The organism is Gammaproteobacteria bacterium (assembly GCA_022450155.1).
Taxonomy (GTDB): Bacteria; Pseudomonadota; Gammaproteobacteria; order Arenicellales; family UBA868; genus REDSEA-S09-B13.
Genome location: JAKUQR010000032.1, coordinates 16030 through 28558, shown reverse-complemented (window position 1 = coordinate 28558; position 12529 = coordinate 16030). Strand labels below are relative to the sequence as shown.

The window sequence follows — 12529 nt, the reverse complement described above, 5'->3', positions numbered from 1 at the left end:
CGTCTTGCTATACGGTTGTGGGGTCCGGAGGATCTAATCGCTGAAACAAGAGTCGATGCGTTTACTCGATCGTCGTATTCCGCTTTTCAATGATCGCTGGCAGGACTTTAACACCGTAGTTCAGGCTGAATCACCCCCATCGATGTACATCGTCTGCCCCGTAATGTAGTCGGCTTCGTCGGAGGCCAGGAAAATTCCAACATTCGCGACTTCATCCGCACGGGCAGGCCGTTTGAGTGGCACGGTGTCTACCCTGCGCCGCATGGAGTCGCCTTTCTGTCGCCCCCATAGTTTTCCCATCTCATCGTCAATGAATGCCCACATATCGGTGTCGACGATTCCGGGGGCCAGTGCGTTAACAGTAATGCCGTGATCAGCGAGGTCAAGTGCCATGGATCGTGTCAGTGAGACCACAGCCGTCTTACTGGCGGCATAGGCAGCGATCTCCGGGCGACCGCGATGGGCCGCAAGAGATGCGGTGTTGATAATTTTGCCGGACTGGCGCTCCACCATGTGTTTGGCTACAGCCTGGCCACACAGAAATACGCCCTTGAGGTTGACATCGATAACGTGGTCCCATTCGGCTTCGGTGACATCCAGAAAATTCTGGACCCGAATGATGCCTGCGTTATTGAAGAAAATATCTATGCGACCAAATGCTTCAACAACCGCCTGGACCATCTGAGTAACCTGGTCTGACTGGGTCACGTCGACTGCGACTGTAAGGGCTTTCCGATCGTAGGACTCTATGGTCCGCGTGATACCGTCGAGTGGTTTAGTTCGAATATCAGCGAGAGCGACATGGGCGCCCTCATGGGCGAGGCGCCGGGCGATCGCCTGACCAATACCGCCCGCTGCACCGGTAACCAGAGCTACTTTCCCATCGAGTTTCATAGTGACTCACTTAAGATAATTCGACTTGGTCTGGTCATTGTGCCGTCATGCCGCCGTCTATGACGAGCTCTGCGCCTGTTATGAAACTTGACTCGTCCGCGGCCAGAAACACGCAGCCCCAGGCGATGTCCTCGGCGGTCCCCATGCGTCCAATGGGCGTCTGGCTCACGCGTTTATTCCATTCTTGTGGGTCGGCATGAACCGCGGCTGTCATGCCGGTATCGGTAAATCCGGGATGTATGGAATTACAGCGGATGAGAACTGGCGCATATTGAATCGCGGCCGCTTTGGTGAAGGTCCGAACACTCCCTTTTGCAGAGTGGTAGGCGGTAGTACCAGTGCTGCCGACAATGCCGTAGATTGAAGAGATATTGATGATTGACCCTCCGCCGTTTTCGCGCATTGGCGGGATCGAGTGTTTGGTGCCTAGGAATACGCCTGTTGAGTTCACAGCATGCAGGCGATCCCAGATTTCAACGGTGGTTTCCTCAACCTTTACTCTGGATTCCGGGACAGACATTCCTGCATTGTTGACCGTGATATCGAGTCGGCCATAGCGTTTGACGGCTGCATTCACGGTATCGATCCATTGGGACTCCACGCTAACATCCAGATGGATAAAAATAGCCTCTCCACCTGCTTCAACGATATTGTTCGCAACTGACTGGCCCCCCTCCTCGTTAATGTCAGCCACCACGATCCCGGCAGCACCCTCCTGAGCGTAGAGCCGACAAGTTGCTGCACCGATGCCGGACGCACCACCCGTCACTATGGCAACCTTGTTCTTTAAACGCATGCTTCCCTCTCGATCTTGTTTCAAGTCAACTGGCCGGATACGGATAATCCAGACTGAATGTTCTGTGGGTATAGGCTGGTAATCATAGCGTATTTTCCCCTAGACTTACCCTAAGAGTTCAACCGGGTTCTAAAATTGTTGTAAGGAATATTAAGGGGGAAATCACATGGATCTGTCAGCAGACATCTGCCAGAAAATATACACAGACATGTGGCGCATTCGCCTATTTGAAGAGGAAGCGGATCGCCAGACAAATCTGGGTAACGTTGTCGGTACTTTGCACATGTATTGTGGGGAGGAAGCCGTCGCCACGGGAGTGTGTGCAAACCTGAGGGACGATGATTACGTTCTTGGAACACATCGCAGTCACGGCCACTGCTTGGCGAAAGGCGCAAAATCAGACCGGATGATGGCAGAGTTGTGGGGTAAAGCAACGGGCACCTGCAAGGGCAAAGGCGGCTCGATGCACGTCGCAGATTTCTCACTCAATATGCTGGGCGCGAATGGCATTGTAGGTGCGGGTATTGGCCCCACGACCGGTACAGCACTGGCCAGTAAGCTCCGCGGCACTGATCAGGTGTCAGTGTGCTTTTTTGGTGACGGGGCAGCCGCTCGGGGTACTTTTCACGAAGCGATCACCATGGGTTCGCTCTGGACCCTGCCGGTTGTCTATGTTTGTGAGAATAACGGGTATCAGCAGTGGGTACCGCGTATGAACGTAGCGGTCGTGGACTCGGTCGCAGACATGGCGGCATCTTATGCAATTCCCGGCGTGTCGGTAGATGGCCAGGATGTTGTAGAGGTGTATGAAGCCGCAGCCGAGGCCGTGAAGCGTGCACGCGAGGGCGGCGGGCCCACTCTGCTAGAAGCGCGTACTTATCGGTTCTATGGCCACAGCCTGGGCGACGAGCAACAGTATCGTTCAGCCGAAGAAGTCGATGAATGGAAGGAAAACCGGGACCCGATAAAACTGCTGGCCCAGTTCATGCGCGATCGAGACTGGCTGACCGAAGAACAGGATCAGTCGATACAGGCTGAGGCGAAGGCTGAAATGAGTGCCGCGACCCAATTTGCCGAGGAAAGCCCCTGGCCAAGCGCTGAGGACGTTACAACCGACGTTGTAGCGCCGGTTCAGGAGGTGGCGTGATGAAAACCATGGCATTCAATGAAGCGCTTCGAGAGGGACTCCATGAGGAAATGGCACGAGATGACTCGATATTTGTCATTGGAGAAGATGTGATTGCGCACGGAGGCCCGTACAAGGTGACCGAAGGCGTTGCAGAACGTTTCCCAGGTCGGATATTTGAGACGCCGATTGCGGAAGCAGGTATTGTTGGAGTTGCTGTCGGCGCTGCGCTGGCGGGTATGAGGCCCGTGGTTGAGTTGATGTATCTTGATTTTGTGACGTGCGCTATGGACGAGGTCGTTAATCAGGCTGCAAAAATGCGTTATATGAGTGGTGGCCAGGGCAGCGTGCCGATGGTGATTCGTCTGCCATGCGGTGTCGGTCGACTGCTGGCTGCACAGCATTCGCAGATTATGGAGTCGTGGTTTATGCATGTGCCCGGATTGCAGGTGGTGGTGCCGTCTACACCGGCGGATGCGAAAGGCTTGTTTAAAACGGCCATACGTTCGCCGGATCCGGTGATGTTCTTCGAGTACAAACGAATCTATACCAGTAAAGGTGAGGTCCCGGATGGTGAGCACATGGTTCCTATCGGGTTGGCAGATGTTAAGCGAGAAGGTGAAGATGCCACGATCATCGCTATCGGCCCGATGGTGCAGAAATCTCTGGAGGCAGCCATCACGCTTGAAGATGACGGCCACGATGTAGAAGTCGTAGACCCGAGATCGTTGTCGCCGCTCGATACTGATACGATTTGTAGCTCCGTAAGCAAGACCGGACGGGCCATAGTCTGTGGTGAAGACTCGGTGTTTGCGGGTGCCGTTTCCGAAATCGCAGCGATGATCGGTGAGAATTGTTTTCACGATCTCAAAGCCCCCGTGGCAAGGGTTGGCAGCCCGCATGTGCCAATGCCCTTCAGCGCTGAGTTGGTCAAACATGTGGTCCCCAGTAGTGAAAGCGTGGTATCCGCTGTGCAGGCAGTTATGAGCTGATCTGACTGTAATAATGGCGACGCAATTTAAACTGGCCGCAATGGGCCACACCATGGAAACGGGCCGGGTCGTCGAATGGCACATCTCAGAAGGTGAAAGCATTGCTGAGGGTCAGTTGTTGATATCTATAGAGACGGATAAAACGGTGGTTGATGTCAATTCGCCAGTGTCAGGCGTCCTGCTTAAGGCTGTGGGACAGGTTGACGCCGAGTATGATGTGGGAGATATCCTAGCCTGGATCGGAGATGCGGGAGAAACTGTTCCGGACCAGCCGGTCCAGCCTGGGTCTGAAAAACGATCCGTGGCAGCAGGACCCCGGGTTACACCGGTGGCCCAGCGCCTCGCTGACAGACACGGTATCAATGCCGATGCTGTAGAAGGTACAGGTCCTGATGGACGAGTGACTAAGGAAGACGTCCAGCGCGCGATTGATGATGGAACGGCCTCAGCCAGGGAGGAGGACACTTCGGTACCAGCAGGTGAGATCATACCTCTCAGCGGGATCCGGCGGATCACGGCCGAACGGCTGAGTGCAAACTGGGGAGTAGCACCCCATGTCAGTGAAGGAATAGAAGTCGATTTCAGCCAGTTTGAGTCTTACCGCGTAGAGCGCGAGGCTGATTGGCAGGAAAAGTGGGGTACTGCGCCGGGACCCAATGACCTGATCCTGGCAGCGACTGCTCGGGTTTTAAAAGATCATCCTGATCTCAATGCTGGGTTTGTTGACGGTGCCATCTGCCGTTATAACAAGGTTAATCTGGGTGTTGCGATTGATATCGATGCCGGTCTGGTCGTGCCGGTTGTCCGCAATGCGGACAAGCTGGGTATCAGCGAGATCGCGCGAACCGTGCGTGAGTTGGCTGCCAAGGCACGTGAAAATAAGTTAACCCCGGATGAAATGGAAGGCGCAACATTCAGTGTGAGCAACCTCGGCGGGCTGGGTATAGATTGGTTCACACCGGTATTAAACCCACCCCAGTGTGGGATCCTGGGAATAGGGCGTATTCAGCGCGTTCCGCGTTACGCCGGTAACGAGATCGTTGCGCGTGATCTGGCCACGCTGGTGTTAACGTTTGATCACCGTCTTATCGATGGTGCGCCGTGCGCGCGATTTCTCTCACAGTTACGCGCTTTACTCGAGGCACCAGAGGCGCTTCTGGACTAGCCTGCCGGGATGGTCAAGGCCACTGATCACGGATGGGATCGCTGCCGTCCCAGTCTACGGCTGCTTCTCTGACCGCATCGAATATTCGACGACGCTCCGGCGTAAAGTGCGCCATCTCAATGACCGTGCCGGGGTGTCCTTCGTTAAAGAAGTAAACAAAGCGGCCGCGCACACTGTCGGCTTCCTGGCCGACCTCGTATCCTGAGTCAAGAGCCCGTTGGTAGAGTTCGTCGTAATTCTCCGGCCAGCTTGACCAGTGCTGAAGCCCTTCGTTACCTGCATTCAGGAAATCCTGGTACATGGTCGCAGAGGTGTCCCGCTGCTGAATCAGTTCGATCTGGACATCACCTGAATTCGCCAGCGCAATAGACAAATGTGGTGAGCCGGGTTGTCCGCGGTAGTGAAAGTCTTTGACGGGCAGTTTGTCGACATAGTACCAAGGCCCGATGCCGCACACCTCTATCCAGTGTTTCAGGGCTTGTTCTACATCGCGGACAACGTACCCCATCTGCCTGATGGATCCGAATAATCTGCTCATGATCGCCTTGTATCCCGTCTTGTTCGATAGAGCCTCATCATATCTATTTTGTATTCAATTGAAAGAGTGCAGCCAGATCAAAGGCCAGCAGTGGGGTAAAATGCCGATCCCAACACTGAAACAAAAAGAATGAATGGAGAGTGGCTATGACCACGACCACACGCGAATCCTACGATCAGGTGATGATGCCGAACTATGCGCCGGGGGATGTGATTCCTGTCCGAGGCAGTGGTTCGCGTGTCTGGGATCAGGCAGGTCGAGAATATATCGACTTTGCTGGCGGAATTGCCGTCACCGCGCTGGGTCACGCACACCCCGCGCTGGTATCCGCCCTTACGGAGCAGGCCGGTAAATTGTGGCACACCTCCAACGTCATGGCGACCGAGCCGGCCGTCGTTTTGGCTGAAAAACTGTGTAACGCCACCTTTGCTGACCGAGTCTTTTTCTGCAATTCCGGCACTGAGGCCAATGAAGCCGCTCTCAAACTCGCTCGACGATATAGCCACACTAACTTTGGGCCTCAAAAAGACTTAATTATTGCTTTTGATAATGCCTTCCATGGCCGATCACTGTTGAATATTTCAGTCGGGGGTCAGCCTAGTTATCGGGAAGGGTTCGGACCATTGCCGGGTTCGATTACACATTTACCTTTTAATGATGTGGCAGCCCTCGAAGAAACCTTTAATTCGTTATCCGATACGGTCTGTGCTGTCATCGTTGAGCCTATACAGGGTGAAGGCGGGGTACTGGATGCCGAGCCTGAATTTATGCAGGCCATCCGGCGCCTGTGTGATGAGCATCAGGCATTAATGGTGCTGGATGAGGTTCAGACAGGGGTGGGTCGAACCGGTAAGCTGTATGCCCACGAGTGGTACGATGTAAAACCGGATATTCTTGCAACTGCAAAAGCCCTGGGTGGAGGATTTCCCATCGGCGCAACGCTGGCGACAGCACAGGTGTCGGAAGTTTTTAAAGTTGGCACCCATGGCAGTACGTACGGCGGTAATCCGCTCGCTTGTGCAGTGGCTACCGCGGCTTTTGATCTGATTAACACGCCGGAGGTTCTTCAGGGCGTGACCCACCGACGGGCGATGCTGGTCAAAGGGCTTCAGGAGATCTCAGATCGGTTTGATGTGTTCCAGGCGATTCGGGGTCAGGGCCTGCTGATCGGCTGTGTTGTTACCGACAACTGGTCCGGAAGGGCTCGCGAATTTCTGCTGGCGAGTCAGGATGCTGGCGTTCTGACTCTAATGGCTGGCAGTGATGTGCTGAGGTTGGCACCGTCGTTGATAATTCCAGAGACCGATATCAAAGAAGGGCTGGAACGTCTGGAAGGGGCGGTTGCGACCCTGTGTGCCGGGGAGGACAAAGCGGCAAGTTCTTGAATAGTTAACGGGCTAGGTCGTCGAATTCCGCCCGGCTGAACCGGATATCTGACTCGGTATCAAACATTTTTAACGTTGTTTTGACGGGGGCAGATTCCGCAATCACTTGACTACGCCGGATGACAAACAGCCGGTTCGCCCGCAATCGCAGTGCTTCAATGGGGTCGGCCGCCTGTAGTATCACCATGTCGGCATTGCAACCCGGTTCAAGTCCATAGTTCTCCAGGGCGAGCACCTCGGCCGCATTCGAAGTCACCGCTTTAAATGCTTGATGCATTTCGGTGATGCCTGTCATCTGTCCGACATGTAGCCCCATATTAGCCACTTCGAGCATGTCGTGACTGCCGAGTGAATACCAGGGATCGAGCACACAGTCGTGACCGAAGGCAACATTAATCCCGAGTTGCATCATCTCCTTGACTCGCGTCATGCCGCGCCGTTTCGGATAGGTATCGGAACGGCCCTGCAGCGTAATGTTGATCAGCGGGTTGGCTACAGCATGCACCTGTGATTCAGCCATCAGTGACATGAGTTTGCCGGCATAGTAGTTGTCCATGGAGTGCATGGAGGTCAGATGGGAGCCCGTTACGCGGCCCTGCAGGCCGAGTCGCTGTGTCTCTGAAGCCAGGGTCTCTATGTGTCGGGACTGCGGATCGTCGGATTCATCGCAGTGCATATCGACCATAAGTCCGCGCGCTTCCGCTATCTGACAGAGTTCGCGCACGGACTGTGCGCCATCCGCCATGGTGCGTTCGAAGTGCGGTATACCACCTACAACGTCTACACCAAGGTCCAGTGCTCGGGTCAGCAGGTCGACTGCCCCCGCGTATCGAAAATATCCGTCCTGCGGAAAGGCGACCAATTGAAGGTCGAGATAGGGTTTTATGGTTTCTCTGACGTCCAGTAGAGCATGAACGGCAGTCAATTCCGGATCGCAGATATCCACGTGACTGCGAATAGCAAGATTTCCCTGAGCCACCGCCCAGCCACACAGGGTGAGCGCGCGCTGTTTAATGTCCTCGATAGTGAGATGGGGTTTGAGTTCCGACCACAGGGCTATGCCTTCGAGCAAGGTGCCACTCTGATTGACGCGGGGTCGCCCGTACGACAGCGTCGAATCCATGTGAAAGTGACTGTCGACGAATGGGGCTGTTACCAGCTGCTGCTCGGCATCTATTTCGGTCTCTGCCTGTGCTTGGATATGTGGGTCGACCTGCAAAATTCGGCCATTCTGACAGGCAATATCAACAGGCGACGGCCGGTCTATCAGCACAGCATTTTTGATCAGCAGGTCAAGCAAATCCATCCCCCCACTGTTGAAACGTGCTGTTGTAGTGACTCAACAACATGATGACCGCATCAATCGGAATCTGATTCATGCGCTGACCTCCCAATCAGGCCGTGTTGCGGAGCAGGTGTGCATCGTGACTGTCCCAGCGCACGTACACCGCCGCCCCAACCTTGAGATCGAGTTCTGACAATTCACGTTGCTGGAGTTGAATTCTAAAGTCGGCACCGTCTGGTGTCTCAGCCAGGACGGTGACAATCGAGCCGACGAATTCCTCGCTGATAAATCGGCACTCCATTTCGTTGGTGTCGTTTGCCGTACTAGTGCTCAGCCTGACCAGATCGGCACTGATTACCAAACTGGTGGTGTCACCGATTGACCATTCGTGATCCGTGCTGCTGGCGCATTTGAAACGGCCGGCAGGTGTATCGATTTCAATCAGCCCATCTACCGAGGTGACCGCTCCGGTCAATATGTTATTTGAGCCAACAAACTCTGCGACAAACCGCGTTGCCGGGTTGCGGTAGATCCCTTTTGCCGAATCGATTTGTTCTATTCTTCCTTGATTCATGATGACCACCCGGTCGGACATTGCAAACGCCTCGGACTGTCGGTGGGTGACATAGACAAAAGTGATGCCCAGTTCTTTCTGAAGTTTCGTCAGAACGCCCTGCATTCGCACGACGAGGTTGGCATCCAGTGCACTGAGCGGTTCGTCGAGCAGTAAAATACGAGGTTCTGTGACAAGCGACCTTGCCAGCGCGACACGCTGTTGTTGTCCACCGGAAAGTTGGCTGATCTCTCGGTCAGCAAAGTCAACGATTTCCAGTCTTTCGAGCCAGTCAAGGGCGCGCTGGTGCCGTTCAGTGGCCGATACACCCCGCATTTTCAGTCCGAATTCAACATTCTTGATCACATTCAGGAAGGGAAACAAAGCCAGAGACTGCCAGACCATCGGCGTGTCCCGTTCCGAAACGGTGACGTTGTTGATGCGCTCGCCGGCGAGTTGAATTTCGCCTTCAGAGGGTTCCTCAAGCCCGGCAAGCATTCGAAGGGTTGTCGTCTTACCGCAACCGGAAGGACCCATAATCGATAGAAATTCGCCCTCGAAGATCTGAAGAGAAATCGAGTCCACTGCTGTCGTCGGACCAAACCGTTTGGTGACATGGTCAAACAAAACAAGCGGTTGTGTCTGGTTAGTTGCCACTGAGTCTTCCATCAAAAGCCTGTGAGCGTTTTCCGGGTTGATTTTCTCATGTAAATAATCTGCGCAAGTATGACCAGTGTGATGGAGGTGACGAAAACCACCGACCCGATGGCATTGATCCTGGGGTCAGTGTTGCCTTGTAGGATCTCGAGAATCATAACCGGAACTGTTTTATTCAGTCCGGAAACAAACCAGGCGACGGCAAATTCATCAAATGAGACGGCTGCAGTCAGGCAGAAAGCAGATATAAGCGCCGGTGCGCAAAAGGGCACAATCACTTCCCGCATGGTTCGCCATTGGGATGCACCGAGATTCCAGGCGGCCGATTCCAGGTTGGGGTCAATTTGCGCCAAACGCATGCGCACAATGGCCATTGCAAACGGTGAACACAATACAACATGACTCACAATGATCGATATTATCTTGCCGGACATGCCGATACGCGCGAGCAGCGCTAGCATTGCGAGCCCCATGATGACCAGGGGAATAGTGGGCGGCAGCAACGAGAGCGCGAGATACGCAGACTTTCCAAAAAAGTTGTAGCGGTAATCCGTATAGGCTGTACAGAACCCCAGGAAGGTTGCGATAAAAGCAACTGACAAGGACACGATCAGACTGACCCTGAAGGCGTCCCAGACATCGGCGTCGGTAAAGGCGAGGGTGTACCAGTGCAGGGTGAAGTGTCCCAACGGTATGGTGGGGAAACGCTCGGAATTAAACGAGAATACAAAACTCGTCAGAATGGGGAGAAATATAAAAACGAATACAAGCGCGACGTAAAAATAAAACAGCCCGTTGTACGTTTTTGCGCGGATCATGAGCGTCGCCGGTAGGCCAGTGCAATAGCGGTAAACATGATTGCGAACAGCGTTACGATCATGGTAATCGCAACAACCGCGGCACGAGGCCACTGTTGCCCTGATTTGGTGGTATCGATGATCAAGATGCTCAAGGTGGGGGGTTTGGATCCGCCGAGGTAATAGGGACTGACAAAATCCCCGAAAGAAAGGATAAAACAGAATACGGCAGCTACAATGATGCCGATTTTGGCAAGCGGTATGATCACTGCAAAGACGGTACGAAAGCTGCCACAGCCGAGGTTGTGGGCAGCCTCAACCAGGCGCCGATCCACGTTGGATAGCGAGATAAGCTGCAAAACCACCGCCAGCGGCAAGCAAAGGGTAAGGTAGCCCACCAGTGTCCCGAAGAACGTATTAAGCATCGAAAAAGGGCCAAGCCCTACCGAACTCAATAGAACGTTGATGATCCCGTTGTCATTTAAAAAGATCTGCCAGGAAAATATACGCACCAGATAACTGGTGAAAAACGGAACGATTAGGAAAAACATCGCCCACTGGCGGACAGTCGGCGAAACTTTGAATGCCAATGTAAAAGCACAAGGAAATGCAAGCACACTGGTGACAACCGTCGTGATGCCGGCATAGCCCAGGGTACGCCAATAACCATCCCAGAAGTAGCCCTTGCCGTACATCTTGACCCAGTTCACCGAATCAAAGCCAGGTACCATGCGGTAGTTCTTAACCAGCCAGAAACTCATCAACAACAAAAATAACAGCGGAAATACAAAAAATACCAGCTGCCACACGACAATAGGCATAGACCATGTCAGGCCATACACAGTGACTGTACGCTGGTGAGAATAAGTGCTTATTGAGATATCCTGTGCGGTAGTTGCCGAAGCGATCGTGAGTGGTTAGGGAGATTCAATGAATGCCAGGATGCCGGTAACCCAGAAAAAAGAGCGGGCCAGTAACCACCGACCCGCTCGATTCATTGAGTTTTATGCGTTTTTATATTCAGACCAAAAGTCATTCCAGTCTTCAAGAGACTGTTGAATCGGTGTCCGTCGAAAGTGGATGCGGCCTTCGCGAAGATCATCGATGCAGTTCGGTCCGTCCAGATTCATGCGCTGTCGTTTGGCTTCCGCAGGGTTAGCCTGATTGAGTGCTGTCCATCCGGATTTGTAGGGCGACATAGCGGGGTAAGCCGCCATTTGTGACGACCGAACTTGACCAGGGCCTGAAGTCATGTACTTGATAAACTTCTTGACCAGGTCCTGCTTTTGCGACCCCTTGCCAATGGAGTACGACTCAGTCCACTGAATGCCCCCTTGTTTCGGCACGACCGAGTCAACCGGCGCACCGTCTTTCTTGACGACACCTGTGATCCAGTCGCCGATGCCGCACATGGCGTGTATCTGGCCGGATTTCAGGGATGAAAACGTGCCACCATAGTCGAAGTAACCGCCGACCTGGGGTTTAAGCGACAGGGTTGTCTCCTGAAGTTTTTTCCATTGTGCAGCATTGATGTCAAAGGGTGTTGGGTCATTGTTACCGTCTCTCAAACTCAAGCAACCCAGGTTGGGCAAGTGCCAGTCGAAGTGGCCGACCTTGCCTGTCAGCTTGGAATCCCAGAGGATGTTGTAGTCCATAGCCTCTTCGTGGCTGATAATTGTGGTGTTGAACGAGACACCTAAATATCCGAACCTGACAATCACAGAATACAGATCATCACCTTTCCAGTGTCCAGGGAACCGGGAGTACTCATCGAACAGGTCATGCATGTTGTATTCATTGGGATCCATCTTTTCGATGTAGCCCGCTTCATTAAGCAGCTGCACAAACTCGCCGTCTGACAGGACGATGTCGTAGGTTCCGGGTGGTGACTGTGATATCAGCGCCAGCATATTGTCGCCACCGGCATAATATTTGGCTTTGATCTTGACGTTGTGCATGGCTTCGAACTCTTCAACCATGTCCGGTTCACCGTGACCATACCAGGCAATCATGGTGAGTTCGGTTGCGGCATGAGCACGCGGGGGCACAAGAATCATCGGTACGCTCAAGGCGGTTGCTGCTGAAGCGGCACCGACACCCTTTAGAATGTTTCTTCTGCCGATGTTAGTGCGATCGGGTTTTTCGGGAACTGCTTTTTTGCTCATCGTTTGTTCTCCTGTTGGTTGGGTCAGTGCTCGTTTCAGACGGTGCACGAGCCACTTGAGTACCGGCCTGTTACTCACAAATTGTGTTGCAGCGACTGAATCGAGCACTCCGCATACTGCCAGCATCCCCAGAGTCTTCTGTGTCTAGCTGGCTGTCGTACAAGGGTACTTCAAAA

Annotated in this window: 12 protein-coding genes; 4 read left to right on the top strand and 8 right to left on the bottom strand. The window is 53.5% G+C overall.

Features of this window, described 5'->3' with window-relative positions; all coding sequences use genetic code 11:
* Positions 1-120 precede the first annotated feature (120 nt).
* Entirely contained in the window at positions 121-894 is a 774-nt protein-coding gene (locus MK323_13740) for a 3-oxoacyl-ACP reductase FabG (GenBank protein MCH2483213.1), read from the bottom strand.
* A gap of 34 nt (positions 895-928) precedes the next feature.
* Positions 929-1690, bottom strand: a complete 762-nt coding sequence (locus MK323_13735) for a glucose 1-dehydrogenase (GenBank protein ID MCH2483212.1) — start codon at positions 1688-1690, stop codon at positions 929-931.
* Between the two features lie 166 nt (positions 1691-1856).
* Between MK323_13735 and MK323_13730 the strand changes: the two genes are divergently transcribed.
* The 3 genes from MK323_13730 to MK323_13720 are packed head-to-tail and all read left to right on the top strand — an operon-like array spanning position 1857 to position 4973.
* Entirely contained in the window at positions 1857-2837 is a 981-nt protein-coding gene (locus MK323_13730; protein MCH2483211.1) for a thiamine pyrophosphate-dependent dehydrogenase E1 component subunit alpha, read from the top strand.
* A complete protein-coding gene (locus MK323_13725) occupies positions 2837-3808 on the top strand; it encodes an alpha-ketoacid dehydrogenase subunit beta (GenBank protein ID MCH2483210.1) in 972 nt (323 codons plus the stop codon). The genes MK323_13730 and MK323_13725 overlap by 1 nt, the downstream gene beginning before the upstream one ends.
* Positions 3809-3821: 13 nt before the next feature.
* Positions 3822-4973, top strand: coding sequence for a 2-oxo acid dehydrogenase subunit E2 (locus tag MK323_13720; GenBank protein ID MCH2483209.1), 1152 nt, complete (start codon positions 3822-3824; stop codon positions 4971-4973).
* Positions 4974-4986: 13 nt separating this feature from the next.
* Here the strand turns inward: MK323_13720 and MK323_13715 are convergent, their stop codons facing one another.
* Positions 4987-5511 carry a VOC family protein gene (locus MK323_13715; protein MCH2483208.1) on the bottom strand — a complete coding sequence of 175 codons (525 nt, stop codon included), beginning with the start codon at positions 5509-5511 and terminating at the stop codon, positions 4987-4989.
* A 146-nt stretch (positions 5512-5657) separates the two neighbouring features.
* On the opposite strand from MK323_13715, the gene MK323_13710 reads away from it, so the two are divergent.
* Positions 5658-6896, top strand: a complete 1239-nt coding sequence (locus tag MK323_13710) for an aspartate aminotransferase family protein (GenBank protein MCH2483207.1) — start codon at positions 5658-5660, stop codon at positions 6894-6896.
* 4 nt (positions 6897-6900) lie between these two features.
* On the opposite strand, the gene MK323_13705 is transcribed toward MK323_13710, so the two are convergent.
* From MK323_13705 to MK323_13685, 5 genes are all read right to left on the bottom strand, one after another.
* A complete protein-coding gene (locus tag MK323_13705; protein MCH2483206.1) occupies positions 6901-8196 on the bottom strand; it encodes an amidohydrolase family protein in 1296 nt (431 codons plus the stop codon).
* A 94-nt stretch (positions 8197-8290) separates the two neighbouring features.
* Positions 8291-9391 (bottom strand): ABC transporter ATP-binding protein, encoded by a 1101-nt coding sequence (locus MK323_13700; GenBank protein MCH2483205.1) that lies wholly within the window; start codon positions 9389-9391, stop codon positions 8291-8293.
* Between the two features lie 11 nt (positions 9392-9402).
* Positions 9403-10209: an ABC transporter permease gene (locus MK323_13695; GenBank protein MCH2483204.1), complete on the bottom strand. Its 807-nt coding sequence runs from the start codon at positions 10207-10209 to the stop codon at positions 9403-9405.
* Positions 10206-11009 carry an ABC transporter permease gene (locus tag MK323_13690; GenBank protein MCH2483203.1) on the bottom strand — a complete coding sequence of 268 codons (804 nt, stop codon included), beginning with the start codon at positions 11007-11009 and terminating at the stop codon, positions 10206-10208. The genes MK323_13695 and MK323_13690 overlap by 4 nt, the downstream gene beginning before the upstream one ends.
* A gap of 183 nt (positions 11010-11192) precedes the next feature.
* On the bottom strand, positions 11193-12353 hold the full coding sequence (locus MK323_13685) for an extracellular solute-binding protein (protein ID MCH2483202.1): 1161 nt from the start codon (positions 12351-12353) through the stop codon (positions 11193-11195).
* Positions 12354-12529 lie beyond the last annotated feature (176 nt).

Coding starts and splice junctions, on each gene's coding strand:
- MK323_13740 (MCH2483213.1), bottom strand. CDS start 894: ATGAAACTCGATGGGAAAGTAGCTCTGGTTACCGGTGCAGCGGGCGGT.
- MK323_13735 (MCH2483212.1), bottom strand. CDS start 1,690: ATGCGTTTAAAGAACAAGGTTGCCATAGTGACGGGTGGTGCGTCCGGC.
- MK323_13730 (MCH2483211.1), top strand. CDS start 1,857: ATGGATCTGTCAGCAGACATCTGCCAGAAAATATACACAGACATGTGG.
- MK323_13725 (MCH2483210.1), top strand. CDS start 2,837: ATGAAAACCATGGCATTCAATGAAGCGCTTCGAGAGGGACTCCATGAG.
- MK323_13720 (MCH2483209.1), top strand. CDS start 3,822: ATGGCGACGCAATTTAAACTGGCCGCAATGGGCCACACCATGGAAACG.
- MK323_13715 (MCH2483208.1), bottom strand. CDS start 5,511: ATGAGCAGATTATTCGGATCCATCAGGCAGATGGGGTACGTTGTCCGC.
- MK323_13710 (MCH2483207.1), top strand. CDS start 5,658: ATGACCACGACCACACGCGAATCCTACGATCAGGTGATGATGCCGAAC.
- MK323_13695 (MCH2483204.1), bottom strand. CDS start 10,209: ATGATCCGCGCAAAAACGTACAACGGGCTGTTTTATTTTTACGTCGCG.
- MK323_13690 (MCH2483203.1), bottom strand. CDS start 11,009: ATGCCTATTGTCGTGTGGCAGCTGGTATTTTTTGTATTTCCGCTGTTA.
- MK323_13685 (MCH2483202.1), bottom strand. CDS start 12,353: ATGAGCAAAAAAGCAGTTCCCGAAAAACCCGATCGCACTAACATCGGC.